This window comes from Peribacillus sp. V2I11, from assembly GCF_030817135.1.
GTDB classification, from domain to species: domain Bacteria; phylum Bacillota; class Bacilli; order Bacillales; family DSM-1321; genus Peribacillus; species Peribacillus simplex.
The window spans coordinates 1,677,069-1,703,405 of sequence record NZ_JAUSYW010000001.1; the positions used below are offsets into that span (position 1 = coordinate 1,677,069).

Consider the following 26,337-nt stretch of genomic DNA (forward strand, 5'->3'; position numbering starts at 1 on the left):
TGCCTCATAAAATCATTCTTCACTTTTAAGCATTCCTGACAGTTTGAAAGATTACTATCAAATTTCATGTAATTTCTTAATTCTGTTCAAGGTACCATAGAAAGCGCTTACTTTTTATCGGTTATAAAAGCTCACCTCTTAAAAGTTAAAATTCCTCTGTATAAAATAACTCGAATAAAAGAGTATTGCAACTCTTTTATTCGGCTGGCAGGTTTATTTAGGCTGTTACTAAAAGTGACTTTAATCTCAGCTTTACCAACATATCATTCGTCATTTTCTCTAAATCATATTCCGCCTTGAATCCCCACTCTTCCTTTGCACAAGTTGAATCTATTGTATTTGGCCAACTATCGGCAATGGATTGTCTTACAGGATCGACCTCATAATTCATGACAAATTCCGGAATATGCCTTTTAATCTCGGCTGCAATTTGCTCAGGATCAAAGCTCATGGCTGACACATTGAAAGAATTGCGATGTTTTAATTTTGATGCATCTGCCTCCATTAAATTAATGATGGCTGCTAAAGCGTCAGGCATATACATCATATCCATATACGTTCCCTTATCGATGTAAGAAGTATATCGTTTGTTTTTAATCGCTTCATAGTAAATTTCAACTGCATAGTCGGTAGTTCCACCGCCAGGAGGTGTGACATACGAAATCAGTCCCGGGAATCGAAGCCCTCTCGTATCAACCCCAAATTTATGATGATAATAATCACATAATAACTCACCGGATACTTTATTCACTCCGTACATCGTATTCGGTCTTTGAATGATGTCTTGCGGTGTCCAATCTTTAGGAGTGGTTGGACCAAACGCACCAATGGAACTAGGTGTGAATAATTGGCAATCGAGTTCTCGTGCCGATTCCAAAGCATTGACCAATCCGCCCATGTTTAAATGCCAAGCTAAAAGTGGCTTCTTTTCAGCTGTTGCTGACAATAAAGCGGCTAAATGTATAATCGTATCCACTTCGTGTTTTCTTGCCATGTTAAACATCGCTTTTTCATCTGTAACATCTAAAATTTCAAATGGACCTGATAGGGCAACATCGCTGTCCGTTTTTCGAATATCTGTTGCAATGATATTGTCAGCTCCATAAATCTCTCTCATTTTCAGCGTCAGTTCTGAACCAATTTGACCTAAAGCCCCCGTTACCAAGACCTTTTTCATCAAAAATCCCTCCCCATGTTTTAATCTCCGAAACAAGCAATCTCTTATATGATTGACATCTCTTTTCCTACTTTTTCATAAATGGCAATTGCACGATCCAGCATCTCTTTTGTATGAGCAGCAGTAGGCATATTCCTCACTCTTCCTGTACCCTTAGGAACGGTAGGGAATACGATGGATTTGGCATACACACCTTCTTCATTCAGCCTCTTACTGAATAGCTGCGTTTTTGCTTCATCACCTATAATGCAAGGCGTAATCGGTGTTTCGCTCTCCCCGATATCAAACCCTAATTCTTTTAGGCCTTTTTTCAAGTAATCGCTATTTTCCCACAGCTTATTTTGAAGTTCTGAGCTATTCATCAAAATATCGATGGCTTCTATACTAGCTGCAACTGCTCCCGGTGTGGCAGCCGTTGAAAATAAAAATGGACGGCTTCTCACCTTTAACCAATCAATCAAATCTTTCTTTCCTGCTACATAGCCTCCAACAACACCAATGGCTTTGGATAATGTTCCAATTTGGAAATCCACTTTATCCGATAACCCAAAATGTTTTACCGTTCCGGCACCATTACCTAATACGCCCGAACCATGCGCATCATCAACATACGTAATTAAATCGAACTCTTCGGCAATGTTCACAATTTCAGGAAGCTTGGCAATATCCCCATCCATCGAGAAAACTCCATCGGTAATGATCATGACTTTGTTATACAATCCGGACTCCTTTGCTTGACGTGCTTTTGTCCGTAAATCGTCCATGTCGGAATGGATAAAGGGAATAATTTTCGCCTTGGATAATCGGCATCCATCAATGATTGAAGCATGATTCAGTTCATCTGAAAGAATGGCATCATGTTTATCCATCACTCCTGAAATCGCTGCCATATTACAGTTAAAACCAGATTGATAAGCAATGGCTGCTTCTGTATGTTTAAATTCAGCAAGCTTTTCTTCTAATTTGACGTGAATATCCAATGTTCCGTTAATCGTACGAACGGCACCGGCTCCGACACCATATGTTTTCGTCGCTTCTATGCAAGCCTCTATTAAGCGTCGATCTGTTGCTAAACCTAAATAGTTATTTGATGATAAATTAATTAACTCCCTGCCTGCAATGGTGATTACCGGACCGTTTGGACCTTCCACTGGATCTATAACGTTGTAAAGTCCCTTTTCTTTTAAATCTTCCAAATTTTCTTTCAAAAATTGATTTAATATTTCACTTGACATTTAATATACCCCCTCATTGATGGTTGGAATAAATGCAGGATCTTTATATGTTTTACCCCTATTTAAAAAATATTGTATTTTTCCCTTTTTTCCAAAAATACACGTGTCCTCTCCAAAAACACACACAGTATTAACACAAATCCCTTTATACTAAGAGTTATAACAATCATAATAATGGATAATTTTAATGTTGTCCATATTGTACGGACAAAAAAATCGGAATTTTTGTAGTCTTCCAATAAAGATCCGCCTAAAATGCGCTTATATCAACGGAAATACGAGGAGAATATTTTTCTAGGTAAATGATGTTTTATCTTCTGTTTTTTGGATACCTTAACAAATAACCACAACTAAGGAGGGTTATAGTGAAAACCGAAGATGAAAAAACCTCAGAAGGCCTAAATGAGATTTTTGAGATTATCAATGCAAAAGGTGACATCGGGGAATTAAAAGAAATCATCCAAAAATCTGATGAACAAACAAAAGAAGACAAGTAAACTAAGGGGATTATTCCTCCTCTTTTTTGTTTGTTTTACATTGTACTAATGGACGCTTAAGTCCATTACAACATTAAAAAAAGCTGCTGAACAGCTCCGGATATTGAAGTTACGTTCACGTACAAAGAGATCAAAAAAAAACAAAAAAGTTATGCACATTATCAGGTGGAAAGTTTGAAGAATGAGGATTTCCCCTATTTCCTTCTTCCTTTATCCACACCTTGTGCACAACCTTATTTAGTTGAAAATTCAAGCCAGCTCCCTTCAGCGATGCGGACTTAAAATTCACATATTGATTCATCTTTTTCATTCTGTGAAGTAACGGACCATCTGAATGATTGTTTTCCCCAATTACAAAACTCGTCATATAAAAGGTCAAATATTGACCATAATGATTATTGGCATTTAACAATTACTCAACCACATAATAAATCCTTTGGGGATTTCATCCATTAGAAGCACCGATAATGCAGCATATACAGGCCATTATAAGTGCAATAATTAACAAGTAGAGATATCCAAAGCAATAAATGAGAATGGCTATGAATTATAAAAATATCACGATTGCCGGCAGCGGCGTTTTAGGAAGTCAGATCGCATTTTAAACCGCATTCAAAGGATTCAACGTATCTGTATATGACATAAATGATGAAGCATTAGAACGTGCAAAAGATAGGATCACTAATTTAACGCCATACTATAAAGAAGACATAGGCGCTACGGAGGAAGATCTCAATACTGCTTATGCCCGCATTTCTTTCCACGGTGATTTATCTGCGGCAGTTGCAGAAGCTGACCTTGTGATTGAAGCGATTCCAGAAGTGGCTCAAATCAAAACGGATTTTTACACAGAGTTAGGAAAAGTTGCTCCTGGAAAAACAATTTTCGCTACGAACTCTTCTACCAAGCCAATTTGCCGAAGCGACTGGCCGTCCAAAATAATTCCTGGCTTTACACTTTCCCTAATGAAATCTGGAAAAACAATACGGCAGAAATCATGAAACATCCTGGAACGGATAATGAAGTGTTCGATGAAGTGATTGAATTAGCAAACGCGATTGGAATGGTTCCTTTGCCATTACATAAATAGCAGCCAGGCTATATTTTGAATTCCTTATTGGTTCCTCTTTTGGATGCAGCCCAATGCTCTTATTAAAAGGAGTGGCTGATACGGAAACCATCGATAAACCGTGGATGGTCGCAACAGGAACACCTCTTGGACCTTTCGCCATTTTAGATGTAGTTAATGAACTTGTATGAATATGCAGAAGGTGTCTTAGGGATGCCTTCTGTTTTTACCTATTTCGCACTTTCTAATGTCTTCAATAACGTTCATACGAATAGAAAAAGACCCTGAAATCGGAAAAGTACTTCTCACGAAATCAAGGCCTAATTATCATGATGTGCATGATAAAAACAGTTACTGAACCCTTATCCCCTATATTTCAAAGCTAATCCTTTTAAGAAATTCCTGGCGTATCGATCCCCGCACTCTTTATAATTCCTATGCCCCACTTTTCTTAATATAGCGCTTAATTCCCCTTTGGTTATCATGACTCCTGCTTCTTCCAATATATCAATCATATCCTCACTGGTTAATGTCAATGCTATTTTCAGTTTCTTCAGAAGGATATTATTCACACTTTCCTTATTCTTTACAGCCGGTGCCTGACTTTGGGGCTGACCAGGTTTTGGCTCTTGTCTCCCTCTTTTAAAAATGATCAAACCATTTAAAAAGGACTCTAACATCATGTTATTGCAGTTTATCCCATCTTCATCTTCATCCATATCATCATCATACTCATCATAGTAATCTTCTTTTGGCTTTGTTAGCATCTGCATGACTTCTTCTCTTGTCACTTCAATCTCCCCGAGTTTAAATATTTCTACCATATCTTTATTTTTAATATCCAGCGCATATCTTAAACGAATTAATATATCATGATTATGCATCCAAAAACCTCCTATGTATTCTCGATTTTCACAGTACTTTCATTATTTCACAAATGGATGGAAATAAACGCAGATTAAAATCCGAGAACCTTATACAGATTCCCGGATCACTCTGCTTATTCTTTAATCAGCTTCAACGAGGTAACTACTTCAACATGGCTCGTTTGCGGGAACATGTCCACCGGCTGCATGGCCTCCACTCGATAAGAAGAGCCCAGTTCTTGTAAGTCCTTGGCCAATGTGGACGGGTTGCATGATACGTACACTATGGTTTTCGGTTTAACTTTCAAGATTGTCTGCAGTAAAGATTGATCACAGCCGGATCTTGGCGGGTCCACGACCAGTACGTCCGGTTTCCAGCCTTCTTTGGTCCAGCGTGGAAGGATATTCTCGGCTTTGCCTGTTTCATAGTATACATTGTTGCGTTTATGTTTTTTGGCATTTTTCTTGGCGTCCTCAATGGATTCTTTAATGACGTCCATTCCTCTGACTTCTTTGGCATTTTTTGACAGCCATAGCCCAATGGTACCAACACCGCAATAAGCGTCAACCACTTTTTCCGTGCCGGTTAAGGCTGCTGCTTTTTTCACTTCATCATATAAGCGAACAGTTTGAACGGGGTTAAGCTGGAAGAAAGTACGGGCTGATAGTTCGTATGATAGATCACCCAATGTTTCGTTGATGACTTTTTCGCCTGCCAGGTGAATCGTTTTTTCGCCAAAGATCAGTGATGTGTTCTGGTTGTTGATGTTTTGAACGACCGATTTCACTTCTGGCAATTGGTCCCGAATTTGTTTTAGCAACTGATCTTTTTGTGGAATTTCCTCCGCACCTGTAACAAGGACAACCTGCACTTCACCTGTTTCAAAGCCTACCCGTGTAATGACCGTACGGATGACACCTTTTCTTTTTCTTTCGTTATAAATCGAGATGTTCAGGTTCTTTAGTATCTTTTTCACTGTACGCGTTACTTTATTTGTTGCCTTATGCTGTACAAGGCAATTCGGGATATCAATTAGAGTATGGGAATTCAAGCCGTATAGGCCAGCAATCAATTTGCCATCTTTTTGGCCAACTTGGTACTGACTTTTATTGCGGTAATTCCAAGGATCCTCCATGCCGATCGTTTCTTTTACATTTAATGAAGAAACTGGGAATTTTGAATGCCGTTCCATAGCTTGAATGACGATATCGCGTTTTTCAATGAGCTGCTGGGCATAGCTTAAATGCTGTAACTGACATCCGCCACATTCAGCGTAAACAGGACATGGCGCTGCAATGCGATGCGGTGATTCTTTACGGATGGTTTTTATTTTCGCCTCGGTGAAGTTTGGCTGTACCTTTGTGACCAAAGCTACAATTTCTTCACCAGGCAATGCTCCTGGGACGAAGACGACTTTCTTTTTGAAATAACCGACTCCCTCTCCGTTAATTCCAAGCCGCTTAATCGTAAGGGGAAGGGTTTGATTCACTTCTAGTTTTGTATCTTGAACGTTTGTCATTTCTTTTCACTCCGTTTTTCAATGCTTCTCCACAAATAGAGGGAAGCGTAGCTTAGATATGGAGCCCATTTCACACTATAGGACTCCATTTCTTCTTGGGTTGGCTTTTGCGGTAAGCCATATAATATTTTCAAGGCATTTTGAATGCCAATATCGGCTTTAGGAAACAGGTTCGGACGGCCAAGTCCAAAAAGCAGGAAGTTTTCAGCCGTCCATCTACCGATACCGCGTATTTTTATTAGTGTATCCATAACCTCTTGATCGGATAGCTTTTCCATTATATCAAGGTTAAGATGGCCCAGAATGATCTGCTCGGAAAGTCCGATGACGTATTCCGCTTTCCGGCCACTGAATTGAATGGCTCTTAATTGCTCGATTTGAAGTCGGGCGGTTGTTTCCGGTGTCGGATAAAACCAGGCACCTTCCATCTGGTAGCCGAAAGTTTTAACGAATCGTTCCGTGAGCGTATGGGCAAAGGATAAGTTCAATTGCTGATGTATGATGCATTTGACGAGGCAACTGTAGTAATCGAAGTCCAAGACTATGGCAGTACCGCGGTGCTCTTCGAAGATTTCCCGCAAATCGGATTCCCGGAAATGCCGGGAAACGCCTTCTAATGGCTGATGCCAGTGAAAAACCTTTTTTAACCGTTCGATTGCTTTTGACTTGTACACCTCTGAATGACCTTTGATGATAAAAGATGGTTCATCGATATTTCCTATTGCCTGAACCTGCAAAACGATTGGTTCTTTTTCTATATATAGCGGAACTTTTACCGTCCTGTTAGTAAAATCAACTACCTGAAGTGGGTCTAACGATAATCGTTCGAGAACTAGATCGAAATTATAGGGTCCTTGAACCTGTAATTTTTCTGTCCACACAAGCGATCCATCCTTTAGCAGTTTTCCACGTATTATAGCATGTTTCCTGAAATATTACTTGAAATTGAGGAGAATGAATAAAAGCGGGACCTGAATTATCACTACAGGACCCGCTTCTCATCTTAATAAAGCATTCGGTTCGGCAACTGTTTCTCAATCATTAAATCATCAAGGCTGCCGAATGTGTACCCCTGTTTTTTAAGGTCCGTCAGAATCGAGTCCAATGCTTCCGCATTATCCTTCGATACGGTATGCAGTAATAAAATCGCGCCGGGATGAATCTGCTTCAGTACTTCATCGTGTGCGAACGCGGCACCCTTTTGTTGATCAACAATCCAGTCTTTATATGCCAGTGACCAGAAGATGTGGTAATACCCTTCTTTTTTTGCGATCCTCATTGTTCTCTCATTAAATACCCCACGAGGCGGCCTTAAGTAATTCATTCCCTTTTGACCCGTTAATTTTTCCGTTTCTCTTTTTACCCGCTCAAGCTCCGTGCGAATCACATCCTCCGTCACACTGGTCATATCCGGATGGTTCCATGAATGGTTTCCTACGATATGCCCCTCATTAGCCATACGGATAACAAGCTCAGGTGCCGTTTTTAAATAATGTCCCGTGACAAAAAATGCTCCAGGAGCACCATGTTTTTTCAGAACATCTAAAATCTGGGCCGTATAGCCATTTTCATAACCATTATCAAACGTTAAATAAACGACTTTTTTCTTTGTATCCCCTATATAAATCGCTTCATATTCAGGCAGCATTTCATTGAATTTTTTACCGGCATCTGCAGGTGTCCCATTTTTTCCTTTATTGAAACCCCAGTTATAGGATTCTGCAAAAGCCGGGCTAGCCAAAGAGCATATCAAGCAAATAAAAGCGGATAAAATCACCATTTTTTTCATTGGAATATCCCCCATGTTCTTTTTTCTTATTGTTTGGAACATGGAGATTTATATGCATGATATTGTGAAGGTCGAATTTTTGCTCCGTGGGTCGAATTACTCGAAGTAAGTCGAATTAATTTCACGTCTCTCCCGACCTAACCTTATCACACGCAAAAAAAGGCCTTTCCTCCGAAAAGGATTGGCCCTCCTTATTTTGTTCATCCTTTAAATAACGCTTGTGCGGCCTTCCAAATAGTGGCGATAGCGAAAATGAGAGCGATTACAATTCCAACTACGTCTAGGAATGTTTCAAGACCGGAGAAAATCGTGTTTGCCACAGGAAGTTGGATGAAAGCAAAACCAGTTAACATGGCGATAAAGAATAAGAAATGGCTATTCTGCATGAAAATCCCCCCTTTCTCTTCTAATGTATGTGCGACCATTCCAAAAGATTGTACTTTTCGGAGGTAATTTTCGCCTTTTTTTTCATATACATTTAGCAAGGGGGGAATGAAATGCTGGAATGGGTTATCACTATAGGCTTTGTAGGTTGTCTTGGTTTAGGTGGCGGAGTGTTTGTTCATTTTGTGAAAAGTGGATTGAATTTAGAGGATGCATCAAGGATCGATCCACTGCCGGAAATCGAAGAGTGAGATATGGAAAAGACGCTCAACCGTTTGGTGAGCGTCTTTTCCATACAATTATTTAAATACCGGTTCTTTGAATTGTGCCAATTTTTCCAATGAAGATTGCTGAACGTCTTTATGCAGGCTGTTTCCATGTGAATCCATGGTAACTACGGCAGTAAATCCTTCAACATTCAGATGCCACATCGCTTCTGGAATGCCAAACTCGGTGAAGTTCACACCTTCGACGGATTTGATGCAGTCTGCATAATATTGAGCAGCCCCGCCGATTGCATTTAGATAAACGCCGCCGTGTTCACTTAGTGCTTCTAGTGTTTTTGGTCCCATTCCGCCTTTACCGATAACTGCACGGATGCCGAATCGTTTCATGATATCGCCTTGGTACGGTTCTTCACGAATACTTGTTGTTGGTCCGGCAGCCTTCACATGCCATTTGCCTTCTTCGTCCTTCAGCATAACTGGTCCACAGTGATAGATAATTTGTCCATCTAGGTCGATTGGTGCAGGATTTTCAGATAAGTGCTTGTGGATGGCGTCACGGCCTGTATACATTCTGCCGTTAATATGAACTACGTCACCAACTTTTAACTCACGGATTTGTTCTTCCGTGATTGGTGCTTGCAGGGTAATTTCACGTGAAGCTTCAACGTCCGATTCTGCAGCGGCTGCCACTTCATCCTTCGCTGCTTTTTCTGCTTCTAGAGCAAAGTCGATTTTTTCGCCTTCTTGATATAACCACTCATTGATTTCCCCTGTTTCAGGATTGACTTTCACTCCTAAACGGCGGAACGCCCAGCAGTTGTAAGCAACGGATACGAAAAAGCTTGCCGGAATACGGTGCATGACACCGATTTTACATCCAAGCAGAGTAGTTTCGCCGCCAAAGCCCATCGTACCGATACCCAATTCATTAGCTGTCTTCATGATATATTCTTCAAGTTTACGAAGGTCTTCATTCGGATTCACATCTTCATTACTGCGGAAAAGTTGAGCCTTAGCCAGATCATATCCGGATGAACGGTCCCCTCCGATACCAACGCCGATGAAGCCGGCACTGCAGCCTTGACCTTGTGCTTGGTAGACAGAGTGAAGGACACATTTACGGATTCCGTCCAAATCACGGCCCGCTTTCCCCAATCCTTCAAGCTCCATAGGCAGACTGTATTGGATGTTTTTATTTTCACAGCCGCCCCCTTTTAAGATGAGACGAGCATCAATATAGTCTTTTTCCCATTGTTCGAATTTAATGACAGGAAGACCTTCCCCAAGGTTATCCCCACTATTTTCACCCGATAAAGAGTCGACTGCGTTTGGACGAAGTTTTCCGCCTTTTGTCGCTAAAATGATCGCATTTCGAATTGCTTCTTTTATTTCAAGTTGGTTCACGCCAACTGGAGTTTTTATTTTGAAAGTCGGCAGACCAGTATCCTGACAAATCGGTGATACATTGTCGTCAGCCATTGTAATATTATTCGTGATGGTGGCCAAGCTCAATGCAGAACGAGTACCTGCATTTTCACGTTGTTTTGCACTTTTGACCGCACGACGAACATCCTTTGGAAGATTCGTTGAAGTTTCAACGATAAGACTGTACATACTTTCTTGGAACTTTTGAATATCCAAATTTCTCTTCCCCCTCTTATTTCCCCTAGATTAGATTTAATCATTTCCCTGCTTCTCTATAAATAGCGAATGATTCAACACCCGTTTTATTATACATCTAACACAATCTTTCGAAAACAAGTAATTATTTTTCTTAATGAACAGCAATCAGGAGAGAAATGATCAAAGCGCCTTAAATAGCCCATGAGTCAAAGTTCAATCACCAATCATTTCCAAGCTGGAGATTTGATATTAAAAAGGGATGACGCAGGTTTCTCGTCATCCCCTTCATGAATATTAACATTGAAAAAATCATACTATCGAAACAGATATTAGTCTTCCCGGGTTTTGAATTGTTCCACTTTGCCTTCCAAATCATCTATCATGCCGATTAAACGGTCTATATCTTCCAACTCCGTATTTTCCGGTTCGATATGATCAAGAACTTCCATGAACATCGTGAGGCGTTCTTTTAAGTATGTTAATTGTTCGTTTTTAGCTGTAATGGATTTTCCCATAAGGCACTCTCCTTCCGTTCTTCTTTCATCGTAACGAAATCTGCTTGAAAGTGCAATGCCAAGCTATAAAGGCAGCTCTACGCCATTTGACAATTTTTATCCCCATTGTTCATAATGGGTTAGTGCATTATTACGTAAGGAGTTTTAAACATGTCAATAATCAAGCAAGATCTTTTAACACCAATTACACCCAATTATGATCCTTGGGAAGCATATATGGACGTTGAACAATATGGAAAACTTAGCCTCACCAACGTGGAGTTCACCACCACCACCCTTTGCAATATGCGTTGTGAGCATTGTGCCGTCGGTTACACACTTCAGCCCAAGGACCCGGATGCACTGCCTCTGGAATTACTGATTCAGCGCCTTGATGAAATCCCTTTGCTTCGCTCGCTCAGTATCACTGGCGGGGAACCGATGCTTTCAAGAAAACAAGTGAAGAATTATGTTTTGCCGCTATTGAAATATGCCCGTAGCCGCGGGGTCCGGACACAAATCAATTCCAATTTGACCCTTGACTTGGAACGGTATGAGGAAATCATTCCTTATTTGGATGTTCTGCACATTTCCCATAACTGGGGAACGATCGACGAATTCATTGATATCGGCTTTGCCATGATGGACCGAAAACCATCTCGGGAACAGCGAAAGAAATTATTTGATAAAATGATCGAAAATTCCCGTGCCCTGACAAAAGCTGGTGTGCTGGTTTCTGCAGAAACGATGCTGAATAAGCGGACATTGCCTCATCTTGAGCATATTCATAGACAGATCGTCGATGAAATGGGATGTCAAAGGCATGAAATTCATCCGATGTATCCAAGCGATTTCGCTTCGGCTCTTGAAACTTTATCATTGGACAATATGCGTGAAGCGATTCATCATTTGCTTGATATCCGTGATGAAAATGTTTGGATGCTTTTCGGTACCCTGCCATTTTATCCTTGCAATAACAGTAAAGAGGATATAAAACTGCTTCAACGCCTTTATGGTTCACATAAAGTGACTGTTCGAAATGACCCTGATGGACGTTCACGGTTGAACATCAATATTTTCACCGGGGAAGTGATCGTGACCGATTTCGGGGACGCGCCTACATTAGGGAATATCAAAGACCAGCCCTTGACCGAATCCTATGACACATGGATGAATTCGAAACTGGCCAATGAATTGAATTGCCACTGCCCGGAAGTCAAATGTCTAGGCCCGAATGTTCTCGTCAAAAATGCATACTACCCGAAGGAGGACTTCAGGATCAGGAAGTCAACCATATGAAGAAAAACTCGCCAATCCGGCGAGTTTTTCAATTTACCTGGGTTGCTGCGAGACTGTAAAGCTGAAGGAAACATGGTCCTGAACCGGTATCCATGCACCGATGCCTTGTGAAGTGATGTTCTTTATCGTAATGGTTCTTTTATTTCCTTTTAGGTTCAAATACACTTCCCCATATGTGACCTTGCCTTTTTCATTGACAGCGGACGCATAACTGGATAAGTAACCAATCCTATTTGAAGCAACATTGTATACTTCATCTTTTTTCGTACCAGCTCCGATGATCGTTTCAAAAGCCAATGGCAAATTCGTTTTCTCAGTGGCTTTTAACAGCATCATCTTTTGAACATCCTCTGCCTTAGGGATTTTCGCTGTCAGACCTCCACTCACTGCCTTCTGACTTTCCTGGACATAACGGATCCTGTATGGAACTTCACCGCCGCGATTATCATAGTAATTCGTATTGATCTTTTGGTATTCCCAGTTTGGTGCCGATTCCAAAGACTCATAATTCAATGCCCAATGGCCAAGGTAAATGGTCGCCCTGTAACCAAAAGCAAGCGGAGCTTTTGCAATTGCCGATTCATTCAACATATGGATGAGTTCTGGATTTTCAATCTTGATATCCGACGAATCGATCAATTGTTCGGTAAACTTACTCGGCTGCAGCATCGGAAGATCCTGGGTCGGGTTCGGATAAGTATTCTCCTTTGCAATATTCAATACGGAAGGTGGGATATTCACCTTATGCGGACTTGCTTTGTCTCCTGGTATATCAGCTGCAAAACTTACATTCGCCTGTATGAAGGCAATTAGGCCAATCATCGTAATAAGAATAATTCTTCTCATGCTGTCGCACTCCTTTGAGGGGTTCAATCATTTTATTTATAGATTTTGTTTTTAGCCAACATTCTATACATTTCAATCCGATTTCGATTTTGTAATGAATTTGTAAAGTTCAGAATATTTACTTTTCTATTCAAATCGGTTATACTTATTTTACATTATAAAAAGGAGGCGAAATCGTTCATACCTATTAAACCTTCAGGAGGTATGCTTATCGAACAATCCATGACACCCTTTTAAAGGATGACAGAAAACGAATTCGCCTATACTTAAATCTGATGTAAAAGGATGGTGTGACACTCTAGAATATTTTCTCAACTTTTACAAAAGCATGATGAAAAATTTTGGAATAACTTATGAATGGTAATTTATTAATATAGAAATGACTCTGCTAAATCTAACCTGAGCAGAGTCATTTTTATTTTATAAAAAGAAAGACCTCCCACATCGGAAGGCCTGCATTCTTATAATAAGTAAAATCCTATTCCCATAATGAAGTAAGCGGCCAATAAGGTAAGGCCTTCAAACCAGTTCGTTTCCCCGTCATTTGAAATCATGATCATCAGAAAGACTGCTGTAACCATTGATATCAGTTCTGGCATTGTGAAAACAAGCGGCATATGCGTTGGATACATTAACGAAATAAGTACGAGTACAGGAGCTACGAACATCGCTACTTGAAGCGTGGAACCAACGGCAATCTCCACTGCGACATCCATTTTGTTTTTATAGGCCATTATGACGGCGGATGCATGCTCTGCCGCGTTACCTACGATTGCAACGATAATGACACCGATGAATAACTCCGACCATCCGAAGGTTTCCCCTACTTCGCTGAAAGTATGGACAAGTTTTTCCGATACGTACGCAACAGCCAATGTAGCGGCAGCAAGTATTATAATTGCCTTTTTCTTGCTCCACTCGGGTACTTCCTCTTCATGTTCCTCGGGTTTCTCCGTATGCTGATATACCCCGCGGTGAGTAACCAATTTAAAGAATAATGCAGCAAGATATAATAAGATCAAAATAATGGAAATTCCGACACTTAGCGACATCGTGCTTGATTCACTCATATTTTGTGTGAATACTTCCGGTATGACGAAGGCTACAATAACTGCAAAAATCATTAGACCGGCATTATGCCTGGCATCGAATACATTAAATTTCTGCCGTTTGTATTTAGTCCCTCCGACAAAGAATGAAAGTCCTGCCACCAACAATAAGTTTCCTAAAACGGAACCAGTCAAAGACGCCAACACGACACCCACAAGGCCCGCCTTTAATGAAAAGATGGATATGATCAATTCTACTGCATTTCCAAAGGTTGCATTCAAAAGACCGCCAATCCTTGGTCCCATAACGATCGCTAAGCTTTCAGTGGCCCGGCCCATGAAGCCTGCAAGCGCTACGATTGTTAAGCAATATACTATGAACATGATTACACTCGGCCAATGCAATAATGACCCAATGACAGATAAAGGGACGCCTAACAGGACAAGCCCCAAAAAAATTTTATTCACGATACTTCTCCTCACAATCCTTTAGTTCTTGTAACAAAAACTATCATACATAATCTTCGGGCGATGACAAAGGAAAATTTTATCATCACTTCTCTTCTTGTCAATATTTACCCAAATTCCTATTGCTTAATCCTCTTCCTAAGATGTAACATCAAGAAGGTATACATTTCTTAGGAGACATGATTTTATGAATAATAAATTGCTTTTTAGCGTTTTAATCTTAATTGTTGGCATATCGGGGTTTTCTCAAGGAATGCTTCTGCCGATCATTGCCATCATTTTTGAAAATGACGGAATAAGCTCATCCCTGAACGGGTTTCATGCAGCCTCCCTTTATATTGGAATTCTGTTGATTTCTCCTTTCATGGAAGCCCCACTCCGTAAATACGGGTATAAGCCATTAATATTATTTGGCGGTATAACGGTCATTGTATCACTTGCCTTATTTCCTGTTTGGAAATCATTCTGGTTTTGGTTCGTACTGCGTTTCCTCATTGGAATCGGCGATCATACACTTCACTTTGCTACCCAGACATGGATCACTGCCATTTCACCAATAGCAAAGCGCGGAAGGAATCTTGCCATTTATGGACTTTTCTTCAGTCTTGGCTTCATGGTTGGCCCGCTGATGACAAAGCTTCTCGAGATTAATCAGGCTTTGCCTTTTATCATCACATCCATACTTAGCCTTCTAACTTGGACCACTGTTTTCCTTATTAGAAATGAGCTTCCTGAACAAGATGGTTCTGAAAGCACATCATTCCTTGGCACACTCAAAAGGTTTAAGAAAGTGAGCCGCATAGCTTGGGTCGCTTTTTTACTTCCTTTCACATTTGGCGTGCTTGAAGCATCATTGAATAGCAATTTCCCTGTATTCGCCCTGCGTTCCGGAATCGATTTAACCGCAGTATCCATCATCATTCCGGCATTTTCTGCGGGGACTCTGCTTACACAGATTCCCTTGGGGATGATCAGTGACCGCTTTGGCAGGCGAAAGACCTTGCTGACGATCCTTTTTTCAGGGTTTACCATATTCACTCTTGCAGGGATTTATTCCTTTTCAGTGCTTGGCCTTTTCATCTGCTTTATGTTTGGCGGAATGATGGTTGGTTCGACTTTCTCGCTGGGAATCAGTTATATGGCAGATCTTTTGCCTCGAAACCTATTACCTGCTGGAAATTTATTATGCAGTATTTTCTTTAGTCTCGGCAGCATCGGCGGTCCATTCTTTGGCGGCCTGGTCATTGAACATATACAAGGTGGGAATTTTTTCTATATGATCAGTATCATGCTTTTCCTTGTCTTCATTTCATTGGCCTTGTTTAAGGAGAAAATGCCTGCTTCAGTTATGTAGTATAGTTTATTATCTGGACTACTTCTTTTATTATTCAATTTGAACGGTATTTATCATTAGTGACTGTATATTGGATAGGAAATACTTTATATTTTTTACTAGATTAGAATCATTCTTCTTTATTTCCGAATAGGATATATGGTATTATAATAATAACAAAAGGGAATAAAGTTTATAAACCTTTGAAAACATTGCTGTCATCGCAATTACGGTGGCAGCTTTCATATTTTATCCAGAGAATGACGTTGATTATCTTTCTCAATTAGATATCACACAAATGATAATCTATATCATTTACACAAAATAGAGAAGAATGTGGGAGGGAATCTTATGACTACAGATACTAAACATTTAACCCAACCGGCTACATGCAAAACCTCTTGGTTGGAAAAAGCCAAACCTCATCTAGAACTTATTGCTGCATTATTCAGCGGATTATTAATAGTATTTGGCTGGGTCCTTTCAAAGAACGGAATGGAGTCCACTTCCATTGTCATATACTTAGCTTCTTTCTTGATTGGCGGATATTCCAAGGCAAAAGAAGGCATAGAAGATACGATTGCCGACCGGGAATTGAATGTTGAGATGCTGATGATTTTTGCGGCCATCGGTTCTGCTGTCATCGGATACTGGACGGAAGGTGCCATTTTGATTTTCATCTTCGCTTTAAGCGGTGCCCTTGAGACATACACGATGAATAAAAGCCATAAAGAAATCTCGGCACTTATGGACTTACAGCCTGAGGAAGCACTGCGCATCACAAACGGATATGAAGAAACCGTATCCGTTTCACAGCTGCATGTCGGGGATCTGATTTTAGTGAAACCAGGTGAGAGAGTTCCTTCAGATGGGAAAATCACAGACGGCCGTACCAATATCGATGAAGCCGCCATCACTGGCGAATCCATACCAGTAAGTAAATCATTGGATGATGAAGTTTTTGCCGGAACGGTTAATCTCCGTGGTACCATAACCGTGGAAATCACCAAACCAGCAAGTGAAACATTATTTCAAAAAATCATCACCCTCGTTCAATCCGCTCAAAGTGAAAAGTCCCCTTCCCAGCTGTTCATTGAACGCTTTGAAGGGACTTATGTAAAAGTGGTTTTGACGGTTGTCGGCTTAATGATGTTCGTACCCCATTTCATATTGGGGTGGAGCTGGACCGAAACATTCTACAGAGCGATGATCCTGCTCGTTGTCGCTTCTCCTTGTGCCCTTGTGGCCTCTATTATGCCGGCTACACTTTCTGCCATTTCAAATGGTGCTCGTCATGGCATTTTATTTAAAGGCGGCATCCACCTTGAGAATCTAGGTAACCTGCGGGCAATTGCTTTAGATAAAACCGGTACATTGACAAAAGGAAAACCGGAGGTAACGGATGTCATTATCCGCGAAGATTTAAACGAAGAAGATTTCTTATTTCATATTGCATCTGTTGAAAATTATTCGAATCACCCTTTGGCAACATCGATCGTACGTTATGCCAAAACGAAATTGAAAAGGGACCTCATTAAACCGGATAACATGGAAGATATCTCAGGTAATGGGGTTCAAGCATACATCAATGGCGTGCTTTGGCAAGTCGGAAAAGCTGATTTCGTCGGTTGCAGCGAAGCAGAACGATTCCAAAATGGCATTGCACTGACATTGGCTGAACAAGGTAAGACAATCGTTTATGCAAAAGATGATCAAGGGATTGCCGGTATACTCACGTTGAAAGATGTCGTGCGTGAAGAAACCGTTACTGCCATCGAAGCTTTGAGAAATGAGGGCATCCATACCGTCATGCTGACAGGCGATGGTGAAAAAACGGCTAAAGCGATTGCGTCGGAAAGCCATATTGATGCATATATTGCCGAATGCCTACCAGAAACCAAAGTGACGGAAGTGAAAAGGCTGAAAGAACATTTTGGCACTGTAGCAATGGTTGGGGATGGCATTAATGATGCACCTGCATTAGCAACAGCATCTGTCGGAATTGCAATGGGCGAAGGCACGGATGTTGCCTTGGAGACAGCGGATGTTGTTCTGATGAAAAATGACCTGCCGCGCATCGCGGAAGCAGTCAAATTATCCAAGAAAATGAATCGAATCATCAAACAAAACGTCATCTTTTCAATTTCGGTCATCATGATCCTGATAGCATCCAATTTCCTTCAATTCCTAGACCTCCCATATGGCGTCATTGGCCATGAAGGAAGTACAATTCTCGTTATACTGAACAGCTTAAGACTTTTGAGAAGCTAAACATGATAAAGGAGCCCTCCAAGGCTCCCTTTTTTTATGATCGTTTCATTTAGTGATATCCGTTCTTACCGTTTGCAGAACCTGATGTTTTATGGTTCGAACCTTTATTTTTTCCTTTTTGCTTTGTGCTGCCATCCTTTTTACTCATGAAAGAACTCCTCCTCTTCAAAAGTTTTCATTTCTTGAATAGTATCTGCAGCATGTTAGCTCACTATTACGGGAACTCCCGGAAGCTCATACACATTCTGGTTTTTCCTTTTCACTTATGAGCGCATTTATTTCCCCGCCCAGTATGATGATGAGTCCTGATAAATAAAACCAGACCATTAATACGATTACCCCTCCAAGACTTCCATATGTTGCGGAATAATTTGCGAAGTTGTCTACATAAAAAGAAAACAAAAAGGAAGCAAGACTCCATCCTGCCGTTGCAAAGATAGCACCAGGCATTACGGTTATGCATTTCAGCTTTATGTTGGGCGCAATCCAATAAAGGATGGTGAACACAATTAAAAATACAAGTGTACTGATCACCCAGCGAAGTTGGTTCCAAATTGTAAGAAACTCATCGGATTGTCCAATTTCGGCAAATAGGAATACTCCGATCTGTTTTCCGAATACCGGCAGCAATAAAACGACAATAAAAACAAAAATCATCGCTAAAGTAAGAAGAATCGACATTCCCCGGGAAATAAAGAAAGTTCGACTTTCTTTTACACCATATGCATGATTAAATGCTTTAATGATTGCATTCATCCCATTCGAGGCCGACCATATCGTTCCAATGACACCAAACGACAATAAAGTCCCGTTCGCTTCCATCACTTCAGATAGGTTAGCCTCAATGATTTTCATCGAATCGTCAGGGGCATATGTACGGACGGTGTTTAATATATCTTCTTGGGAAAATGGCAGGTAGGCCAATAAAGTGAATAAAAAAATAAGTAACGGAAACAGGGAAAGTAAGAAGAAATAAGACAGCTGTGCGGCAAGCCCCGACACATCATCCACCTGTAACCGTTTTATGAATGTCTTGAAGAATGAGCCTTTCAGCCATTCTTTTTTATTGGCCATACCTCCACCCCATTTTCTAATTTAAGGAAGTCCGTTCATGACTTGAAGACGACTCTTCTTCCTCTGCAGCAAAAACTTCCTTCGTCTCCATCACCACTTGGGCAACTTGCGATGGAATGTCTTTCATTTCCTCCACCTTTTGGGAAATGAAGGATACATCATCGGAAATTTTTTCAACAGTGGATCGGACCTTGGATGATGTTTCACTTACTTGTTTAAGCACCCCATTGGGATTCTTCACGAATTCTTTCATATTACTCATGCAGCTTTTGCTGTTTTCCAATACAGAATAACGCGTATCCTTATCAAAAAGGCTTATCGCAGCACCAGCTAACGCCCCAATAAAGACCGCTTGCATAAATTTACTTTTCTTGGCACACTTATATTCTTCTCGAATGTTGCTCATATATTCTCCTCCTCGTCATATATTAGTGATGGATAATGGTAGCTATCTCCATTATACAATGTTTAAAAAAGTTTTTTCCTATCTTTTCCCAAACTATCTCACTTTAAAACGTGGAGATGACCAAGTATATCGGGGATCAAGCTTCGTTTTCCACCCGAATATTCATTGACTTCTAGAGGTAATCATGCAAAGATGAAAATAATTTAGGAACGTATGAAAGGATGAGGGAAATGGATTTAACGCAAAACACAGCCGAAAGTGTCGAGTTTATGATCGAAGCAATTAAGGATAAATTAAAAGTGATGAACTTCGGTGCAATCAAATCGACCCATTTTGATATCGAAATGTACGAAGAGCTGCACGATATTTATACAATGGTGATGAAAAAAACGAATTTCAGTGTCCGTGAAATGGAAGCGATCGCTGAAGAACTTGGAAGACTGCGTAATAAGTAACATTCAAATCCTCCCATACCGGTGAGGATTTTTTTCATTTTCAAAAAAATTCTGCTACATTTGATATAGAAATTGAAAACCGACAGGAGTTGTAAGCATGGTAGAAAGAAGAACGCCCATCAGTATCGCAGAAGCAGTGGAAAAAGTGATGAAGCATAAATTAATAGGACGTGTGGAACTGATTCCCCTCGAGGAAAGCCAAGACCGTTTTTTGGCTCAAGATATTGTAGCTACAAATGATGTTCCGTATTTTAACCGCTCGCCATATGATGGATTCGCCCTTAGGTCCAAGGATACGGCTGAAGGTTCCATAAATAACCCTCTCGAGTTCGAAGTGGTTGAAGAGTTGGCTGCGGGTATGGTATCGACTATTCCTGTACAAAAAAATCAAGTGGTAAGAATCATGACTGGAGCTCAGATGCCAGCTGAGTGTGATGCCGTAATCATGCTCGAGCTTACGAAAGAATTCGAAAAATATGGAAAGAAGTACATATCATTTAAGCGCTCACTTAAGGAAGGGGAAAACGTTTCTTTTCAAGGAGAGGATGCAAAGAAAGGCGATGTTCTTGTGAAAAAAGGAACAGCTATCAATCCAGGGATCATCGGCTTGCTGGCAACATTCGGTTATGCCGAAGTGCCAGTTGCCATGAAGCCTGTCGTCGGATTATTCGCTACGGGTTCGGAGCTTCTTGATGTTAATGAACCGTTGCAGCCCGGGAAAATTCGCAACAGCAATTCACATGTCATCTCTGCCCAAATTCGGAGGGCTGGAGGAGAAGTCCGTTTTTATGGAAAGCTTAAGGACGAATTCAAATTAAGCTACGAGGCCATTTCAACTGCCTTGGAGGAAGTGGATCTGCTCATTACAACAGGAGGAGTTTCTGTCGGTGATTTTGACCTTCTCCCGGATATTTATCAAAAAATTGGCGCTGATGTCTTATTCAACAAAGTGGCCATGCGCCCCGGTAGCGTGACGACCGTAGCGGTATATAATAATAAATTTTTATTCGGTTTATCCGGCAATCCATCCGCCAGTTATGTCGGCTTTGAACTATTTGCTAGACCGATCATCCGCACCATGCTGTTTTCGGAACATCCGCATTTACGAAAAGAGACGGCACAATTGGCGGAGGACTTCTTAAAACCCAATCCATTCTCACGTCTGCTTCGGACCCGATTATTTTACGAATCCGGCCAGTTGAAGGTAATTCCTAGCGGTGTGGATAAATCCAATATTACAACAAGCTTGGCAGGTGCCAATTCACTCACCGTCTTACCTGGGGGGACCCGTGGTTTCCAAACGGGAGATTTCGTGGACATCCTGCTTCTCGATGACCAGGAAGGATCCAAATGGCCTTGGTGAGGCCCTTTATTTTTCAGGTGGTTGGCTACCAAAATAGAGGAAAAACGACCTTCATAACGAATATAATCAAAAAGCTTCGTGCGGCAAAATTAGAGACAGCCGTTTTAAAACATCATGGACATGGCGGAAAACCAGATGTCACAAGCATGAAGGATTCCAATAAACACTTTCAGGCTGGGGCGGCCGCTTCACTTGTTGAAGGAGATGGAACAATCGAGTTGCTCGGCAATTTCAAAGGGGAAGCCCCTATCATTGAGCTGATTCAATTACTGTGTCTATTTCTCCCTGATGTGATTTTAATTGAAGGTTATAAGCAAGAGGACTTTCCTAAGGTCATTTTAATCAAAGAAGAAAGTGACCTTCTGTTATTGGAACAGCTTACTAATGTCAAAGCAGCGGTGGCTTGGCCTGAATGCCTGGAACTAACCAGGAATCATTCTTCAGTACCCGTCTTCCCTTTGGATTCGGATCAATTCATTACATGGTTTTTAGAACAAATATGAAGGAGGGCACAATGTTCATTCAATTTCCCTTAGAAAAACGCCGTAAGATGATCGAAAGTATCCAAGAATATGTATATCAGGAACATGGCAAGGAAATCGGAGAAATCGCTGCTGAAAATCACTTGCAGTTCATTTTCGAAAATATTGCTCCCTTTATTTATAATGAAGGTATCAAAGATGCAAAAAAAGTCATTGAGGACAGAATAGGAAATATCGAAGAAGATTTATATTCTTTGGAACGCCCAATTGATTAAAATGAAAAAACAGCATCATAATCGATGCTGTTTTTTATATTCATTGTTCGGTAAGAATAAGCGGACCGTTTTTCGTAATGGCAATCGTGTGCTCGTATTGAGCCGAGTATTTCCCATCTGCAGTGGATGCCGTCCATCCATTCGGATTCCGGCTTGCTTTATATGTACCCACGTTTACCATTGGCTCGATGGTGAATACCATGCCTTCCTTAAGACGCGGACCTTTATTCGGCAGTCCATAATGCGGAACCTGCGGCTCTTCATGAATGACATTTCCTATCCCGTGTCCGATGAAATCACGAACGACAGAGAAGCCTTCGGCTTCGACATACGTTTGTATGGCATGACCAATATCTCCAATCCGATTTCCTTCCACACATACTTCAATCGCCTTATATAAAGATTCCCTCGTCACATGCACTAAATGTTCGGTTTCCTTTGAAACCTTACCGACCGTATACGTCCAGGCAGAGTCAGCAAGGGCCCCGTTATAATTGACGACCATATCAATCGTTACGATATCTCCATTTTTCAAAGGGGTCTTACGAGGGAAACCATGACAGATTTCTTCATTTATGCTGGCGCATGTCGCATACTCATACCCTTTGTAACCCTTTTGTTCCGGCTTCGCACCATGTTTTTTTAAGAATCCTTCAACAAATTCTTCTATTTCCCATGTTGTCACCCCAGGAACAATCAACTTTGCAATCTCTCTATGACAAGCTGCCAAAATTTTACCCGATTCATGCATCGCTTGAATTTCACGTGCAGATTTTAATACGATCAATCGTGACACTTCCTTTTTTATTCGTCTCTCCTTTTATTTTACTGCAAAGATGGAAGTATATGAATCCTTTAAAATGAAAAATCCCGGCAGCTGCCGGGATTTTTCATTATTTCAATAAATTGAGCGATTCCCGGTTAAATGCCGGAAGATCTTCGGGTGTCCTGCTGGTTACAAGCTGGTTGCCGCAAACCACAACCTCTTTGTCCAAATATGTGGCACCTGCATACTCCATATCGACTTTAATGGATGTATATCCTGTTGCGTGGCGTCCTTCAAGTGTCTTGGCTGTAATCAGCAACTGCGGTCCATGGCAGATCGCAAATACAGGTTTTTTATCATCCATGAACGATTTGGCGAAAGATACGAAGCGTTCATCAGCACGCAGTTCATCAGGCGAGAACCCACCGGGGATGAATAATGCATCGAAATTTTCTGGTTTCACCGATTCGATGCTTTCACCAATCTCGACTTCTACCTCCCCTTGTTTCCCTTTAACAGTTTTCCCTTTTATCATTTCAATCGTCGTTACCGTATGGCCGGCTTCTTCAAATGCTTTTGCAGGTTCACTATACTCCGAGTCCTCAAACATATTCGTTACTACACATGCAATATTTTTACCCATAATCATTCATCTCCTCAATATTTGGTCGAATGAACCTACTTTGTACTTTATTCATGTTCCCTCTGCCACCATACATAAAACACATAATTGTTTGTCCCTTTTGTTTATGAGGAAATACCGCTATATTTCCGAAATCCCTTCTGCGGTCGCTGTCCGCCTTTTTTAATATCGGAAAAAAGATAATGGCAGCCTTTTGATCAATGTTTAGGATACTGGCCAACAACGTGTATCGCATTGATGATTCTTTTATTGATCCATTTCCTGTTTTCTTCTGTATTCAAATTTCCAAATACCTTTTCCACCCTTCTTCCGTGGTTACATAGTAATTAGTTTTTACATTTCCTGCATGAACAAAATGTTTGGTATTCCATACCTGACATTAAAACCTGCACCCATGTCACAACGATTTCTTCCATCACATTTGTATATTCTCTTTCCATATATTCTCCTTCAAAAACAAAAACCCGTACATTCCTGACAGGTCTTCACTCATTTATCACTATCCGTGGAACAATTAGGATTTCAACTCTCCGGTTTTTCCCTCTTCCTTTTTTCGTTTCATTAGAAGCAACCGGCTTGAATTCCCCATGTCCTTTAGCACTGAACATTTCGGGATCCAACTCATTATTTTCGAGGAGAAGTTTCATAAAATTAACGGAACGCATCACGCTCAGATCCCAGTTGTATTCATACTGGTAATTTTTAATAGGAATATTATCGGTATGCCCGATTACGATAATGTTTCTGGGTAAGTCCATGACCAGTAAATCCGAGATTTCCTTAGCGATTTTTCAGTTTTCACTTCTCACCTCAGCCACACCCGATTCGAACAGCACGTTTTCCCTAATTGAAATCAACATGCCTTCATTAGTAAGGTTCGTTCCCAATTTATCCGTTAAATCATTCTTTTGGATGTAGTCATTTACACGCTCCTGAACTTCCATAAGTTCTTCTTGCTCGTTTTTCCCTAGCTTCTCAAGATCTTCTGCACCTGTTTTTGTTCTGGTGACGACGGCTCATTGCTGGGGGAATCATTGCCTACATGAGCTTATTAAACAGCACATTTCAATGGTTCGGGCATAATATTCTTTCGAGAATGGAATTACAAGCATGTTCCGTACGTAATTTTCTCATAACGTCTGGAATATGCACTTTTACTCGTGAGTTTTGGCGGTTTACTCGTGAGTTTCTGCATTTCACTCGTGAATTTTCCGCTTTTACTCGTGAGTTTCTGCATTTTACTCGTGAATTTTCCGCTTTTACTCGTGAGTTTCTGCATTTTACTCGTGAATTCCGCATAACACCTGACATTTTTTCTTTTCACTCTTCAGTTTTTCCGAAAAGAAAAAAGGACAAAGCCTGTCAGCTTTGTCCCTGTTCTTGTTTTCCCTGTTTTCTTCCAATCAGCCATTTTATGATGGGTGACAGGAAAAATAAAATGAATAAGATCCTGAATAAATGAAAGCTTGTGACAACGGATAAATCCACATGCACAGACATGGCTGTGACTGCCATTTCGGCGACGCCGCCTGGCGCCATGCTTAAAAATAATTCGTTCGCCTGTAAAGATAGGATCGGGGCAAACTGAATGGAAAGATAATAACAAAATCCAATCAATAGGACATTACTGACGAATACGGCCCCGAACATCTTTCTAAAAAGTCGGGGATTATCAACCTTCAGTGTGTAGCCTAAATGTGCGCCGATCAACAATTGTGACAAGTTCAACAAAAAGTCAGGAATCTGCGGGGCACCTGGGCCCACTAAATTGAATAGTGTTGCGGCCATGAGAGGTCCTAGCAAAAAAGGCAGCGGAAAATTCACTTTCTTTGTGATGAAGATGAATAATAGCAAGGTTAACAACATCATGATGGCTAATTTCCCATCATAATCAAAAAAGAAAAACGGCCGCTCCGTTACGGCCATTACCGCACCTGATTCAACTGACATTACATGGGTCACGATCCAAGGAACAATGGAAATCACCAGGATGACCCGCAGTGTTTGCATGAAACCTACAACCGTTTCATCACTATCCTTCATTTCCTCACTTAAGACCACCATCTGGGAAAGACCTCCAGGAAAACTGCCAAGCATGGATGTGCCTAAGGATAAGTTCATTCGTTTCCCGACAAACCAGCCAGTCAACACTGTAAATGAAATGATTGCGATTGTCGTAAAAAGCATAACAGGCAGATATTCAAACATCTCATTTAACGATTGTTTCGTGAATGAACTGCCCAGTTGTAAACCTAAAATGACCAATCCAGTACTTCTAAAGGTTTTTAACCATAACAGGTACTTCCCTAACTTCACTTTCGCGATCATCACGACGAATAATGGTCCAAGCATCCATGGCAGGTATATTCCAAGGCTATCAAACGCATAACCACCCAGGAAAGCTAGAAAAGCTGTAAAGATGACTCTAAAACTCTTACTCTCGATTAAATTTGCACTCACAAAATTACCTTCTTTATCTTAGCGGGTTTTCATCTATATCTTAACATAAAATAAGCTGATTCAAAGCTGCCATCCACACTTGTATTCGACTTGAGCGAGGGGTGCAGTGGTGTAATATACTAGGCAGAATGTTGGCGCCATTAGCCATTCCGATGTAAGGATGGATTGGTTACAATTGGACATTTGCCGTTCTAGGCCGCTTGCCATCGCCAGTGAACTTTTATATTCCATCATGTTTTCACTCTATGAAAAGAAACAGCATGGCA

Annotated in this window: 25 protein-coding genes and 2 pseudogenes; 10 read left to right on the forward strand and 17 right to left on the reverse strand. The window is 40.8% G+C overall.

Annotated features, from left to right (window positions below; translation table 11 throughout):
* Nucleotides 1-217: 217 nt before the first annotated feature.
* Both QFZ73_RS08045 and QFZ73_RS08050 read right to left on the reverse strand, forming a co-directional pair.
* Nucleotides 218-1,177: an L-threonine 3-dehydrogenase gene (locus QFZ73_RS08045; protein WP_251431588.1), complete on the reverse strand. Its 960-nt coding sequence runs from the start codon at nucleotides 1,175-1,177 to the stop codon at nucleotides 218-220.
* Nucleotides 1,178-1,221: 44 nt separating this feature from the next.
* Entirely contained in the window at nucleotides 1,222-2,412 is a 1,191-nt protein-coding gene (locus tag QFZ73_RS08050) for a glycine C-acetyltransferase (RefSeq protein ID WP_251431585.1), read from the reverse strand.
* A 365-nt stretch (nucleotides 2,413-2,777) separates the two neighbouring features.
* On the opposite strand from QFZ73_RS08050, the gene QFZ73_RS08055 reads away from it, so the two are divergent.
* Nucleotides 2,778-2,909 carry a hypothetical protein gene (locus tag QFZ73_RS08055; RefSeq protein WP_307265062.1) on the forward strand — a complete coding sequence of 44 codons (132 nt, stop codon included), beginning with the start codon at nucleotides 2,778-2,780 and terminating at the stop codon, nucleotides 2,907-2,909.
* Between the two features lie 542 nt (nucleotides 2,910-3,451).
* Nucleotides 3,452-4,154: pseudogene (locus tag QFZ73_RS08060) on the forward strand (3-hydroxyacyl-CoA dehydrogenase); the annotation flags it as partial.
* Nucleotides 4,155-4,340: 186 nt separating this feature from the next.
* On the opposite strand, the gene QFZ73_RS08065 reads toward QFZ73_RS08060, so the two are convergent.
* The 5 genes from QFZ73_RS08065 to QFZ73_RS08085 all read right to left on the reverse strand — a co-directional run bounded on the left by QFZ73_RS08065 (nucleotide 4,341) and on the right by QFZ73_RS08085 (nucleotide 8,539).
* On the reverse strand, nucleotides 4,341-4,862 hold the full coding sequence (locus tag QFZ73_RS08065) for a YehS family protein (protein ID WP_307265064.1): 522 nt from the start codon (nucleotides 4,860-4,862) through the stop codon (nucleotides 4,341-4,343).
* Nucleotides 4,863-4,978: 116 nt separating this feature from the next.
* A complete protein-coding gene (rlmD, locus tag QFZ73_RS08070) occupies nucleotides 4,979-6,364 on the reverse strand; it encodes a 23S rRNA (uracil(1939)-C(5))-methyltransferase RlmD (protein ID WP_307265067.1) in 1,386 nt (461 codons plus the stop codon).
* Entirely contained in the window at nucleotides 6,361-7,245 is an 885-nt protein-coding gene (locus QFZ73_RS08075) for a DNA-3-methyladenine glycosylase family protein (RefSeq protein ID WP_307265069.1), read from the reverse strand. The genes rlmD and QFZ73_RS08075 overlap by 4 nt, the downstream gene beginning before the upstream one ends.
* Before the next feature lie 122 nt (nucleotides 7,246-7,367).
* A complete protein-coding gene (pdaA, locus tag QFZ73_RS08080) occupies nucleotides 7,368-8,153 on the reverse strand; it encodes a delta-lactam-biosynthetic de-N-acetylase (RefSeq protein ID WP_373458920.1) in 786 nt (261 codons plus the stop codon).
* 200 nt (nucleotides 8,154-8,353) lie between these two features.
* Nucleotides 8,354-8,539, reverse strand: coding sequence for a hypothetical protein (locus QFZ73_RS08085; protein WP_251431573.1), 186 nt, complete (start codon nucleotides 8,537-8,539; stop codon nucleotides 8,354-8,356).
* 111 nt (nucleotides 8,540-8,650) lie between these two features.
* On the opposite strand from QFZ73_RS08085, the gene QFZ73_RS08090 reads away from it, so the two are divergent.
* A complete protein-coding gene (locus QFZ73_RS08090; RefSeq protein WP_251431569.1) occupies nucleotides 8,651-8,788 on the forward strand; it encodes a hypothetical protein in 138 nt (45 codons plus the stop codon).
* A gap of 48 nt (nucleotides 8,789-8,836) precedes the next feature.
* Here the strand turns inward: QFZ73_RS08090 and QFZ73_RS08095 are convergent, their stop codons facing one another.
* Together QFZ73_RS08095 and QFZ73_RS08100 are read right to left on the reverse strand one after the other, a co-directional pair.
* Complete coding sequence (locus QFZ73_RS08095) at nucleotides 8,837-10,405, reverse strand: fumarate hydratase (RefSeq protein WP_285847171.1); 1,569 nt, start codon at nucleotides 10,403-10,405, stop codon at nucleotides 8,837-8,839.
* A gap of 311 nt (nucleotides 10,406-10,716) precedes the next feature.
* Entirely contained in the window at nucleotides 10,717-10,902 is a 186-nt protein-coding gene (locus QFZ73_RS08100) for an SE1561 family protein (protein WP_307265076.1), read from the reverse strand.
* A gap of 150 nt (nucleotides 10,903-11,052) precedes the next feature.
* On the opposite strand from QFZ73_RS08100, the gene yfkAB reads away from it, so the two are divergent.
* Nucleotides 11,053-12,180 (forward strand): radical SAM/CxCxxxxC motif protein YfkAB, encoded by a 1,128-nt coding sequence (gene yfkAB / locus QFZ73_RS08105; protein ID WP_307265079.1) that lies wholly within the window; start codon nucleotides 11,053-11,055, stop codon nucleotides 12,178-12,180.
* 33 nt (nucleotides 12,181-12,213) lie between these two features.
* Here the strand turns inward: yfkAB and QFZ73_RS08110 are convergent, their stop codons facing one another.
* Complete coding sequence (locus QFZ73_RS08110) at nucleotides 12,214-13,026, reverse strand: YfkD famly protein (RefSeq protein WP_307265082.1); 813 nt, start codon at nucleotides 13,024-13,026, stop codon at nucleotides 12,214-12,216.
* A gap of 461 nt (nucleotides 13,027-13,487) precedes the next feature.
* A complete protein-coding gene (gene cax, locus QFZ73_RS08115; protein WP_307272680.1) occupies nucleotides 13,488-14,546 on the reverse strand; it encodes a calcium/proton exchanger in 1,059 nt (352 codons plus the stop codon).
* Nucleotides 14,547-14,730: 184 nt separating this feature from the next.
* Here cax and QFZ73_RS08120 point away from each other — a divergent pair, with 184 nt between their 5' ends.
* Both QFZ73_RS08120 and QFZ73_RS08125 read left to right on the forward strand, forming a co-directional pair.
* On the forward strand, nucleotides 14,731-15,897 hold the full coding sequence (locus tag QFZ73_RS08120; RefSeq protein ID WP_307265085.1) for an MFS transporter: 1,167 nt from the start codon (nucleotides 14,731-14,733) through the stop codon (nucleotides 15,895-15,897).
* A 330-nt stretch (nucleotides 15,898-16,227) separates the two neighbouring features.
* Nucleotides 16,228-18,147: a heavy metal translocating P-type ATPase gene (locus tag QFZ73_RS08125; protein WP_307265087.1), complete on the forward strand. Its 1,920-nt coding sequence runs from the start codon at nucleotides 16,228-16,230 to the stop codon at nucleotides 18,145-18,147.
* A gap of 234 nt (nucleotides 18,148-18,381) precedes the next feature.
* Here the strand turns inward: QFZ73_RS08125 and QFZ73_RS08130 are convergent, their stop codons facing one another.
* Together QFZ73_RS08130 and QFZ73_RS08135 are read right to left on the reverse strand one after the other, a co-directional pair.
* Nucleotides 18,382-19,221, reverse strand: a complete 840-nt coding sequence (locus QFZ73_RS08130; protein ID WP_251431551.1) for a YihY/virulence factor BrkB family protein — start codon at nucleotides 19,219-19,221, stop codon at nucleotides 18,382-18,384.
* 16 nt (nucleotides 19,222-19,237) lie between these two features.
* A complete protein-coding gene (locus QFZ73_RS08135) occupies nucleotides 19,238-19,627 on the reverse strand; it encodes a YtxH domain-containing protein (protein ID WP_251431548.1) in 390 nt (129 codons plus the stop codon).
* 230 nt (nucleotides 19,628-19,857) lie between these two features.
* On the opposite strand from QFZ73_RS08135, the gene QFZ73_RS08140 reads away from it, so the two are divergent.
* The 4 genes from QFZ73_RS08140 (at nucleotide 19,858) to QFZ73_RS08155 (ending at nucleotide 22,202) form a co-directional block, all read left to right on the forward strand.
* Nucleotides 19,858-20,082 carry a DUF1128 domain-containing protein gene (locus tag QFZ73_RS08140; RefSeq protein WP_034305672.1) on the forward strand — a complete coding sequence of 75 codons (225 nt, stop codon included), beginning with the start codon at nucleotides 19,858-19,860 and terminating at the stop codon, nucleotides 20,080-20,082.
* A gap of 97 nt (nucleotides 20,083-20,179) precedes the next feature.
* Nucleotides 20,180-21,445 carry a molybdopterin molybdotransferase MoeA gene (locus tag QFZ73_RS08145; protein WP_307265095.1) on the forward strand — a complete coding sequence of 422 codons (1,266 nt, stop codon included), beginning with the start codon at nucleotides 20,180-20,182 and terminating at the stop codon, nucleotides 21,443-21,445.
* Complete coding sequence (gene mobB / locus QFZ73_RS08150) at nucleotides 21,433-21,948, forward strand: molybdopterin-guanine dinucleotide biosynthesis protein B (protein WP_307265099.1); 516 nt, start codon at nucleotides 21,433-21,435, stop codon at nucleotides 21,946-21,948. The genes QFZ73_RS08145 and mobB overlap by 13 nt, the downstream gene beginning before the upstream one ends.
* Before the next feature lie 11 nt (nucleotides 21,949-21,959).
* Nucleotides 21,960-22,202 carry a DUF2164 domain-containing protein gene (locus QFZ73_RS08155; protein WP_307265102.1) on the forward strand — a complete coding sequence of 81 codons (243 nt, stop codon included), beginning with the start codon at nucleotides 21,960-21,962 and terminating at the stop codon, nucleotides 22,200-22,202.
* 40 nt (nucleotides 22,203-22,242) lie between these two features.
* Here QFZ73_RS08155 and map read toward each other — a convergent pair whose 3' ends face one another.
* The 4 genes and pseudogenes from map to QFZ73_RS08180 form a co-directional block, all read right to left on the reverse strand.
* Entirely contained in the window at nucleotides 22,243-22,989 is a 747-nt protein-coding gene (map, locus tag QFZ73_RS08160) for a type I methionyl aminopeptidase (protein WP_251431535.1), read from the reverse strand.
* Between the two features lie 106 nt (nucleotides 22,990-23,095).
* Nucleotides 23,096-23,611, reverse strand: coding sequence for a type 1 glutamine amidotransferase domain-containing protein (locus QFZ73_RS08165; RefSeq protein WP_307265105.1), 516 nt, complete (start codon nucleotides 23,609-23,611; stop codon nucleotides 23,096-23,098).
* A 485-nt stretch (nucleotides 23,612-24,096) separates the two neighbouring features.
* Nucleotides 24,097-24,570: pseudogene (locus QFZ73_RS28895) on the reverse strand (OmpA family protein); the annotation flags it as partial.
* Nucleotides 24,571-24,973: 403 nt separating this feature from the next.
* Entirely contained in the window at nucleotides 24,974-26,071 is a 1,098-nt protein-coding gene (locus QFZ73_RS08180; protein ID WP_307265114.1) for an AbrB family transcriptional regulator, read from the reverse strand.
* Nucleotides 26,072-26,337 lie beyond the last annotated feature (266 nt).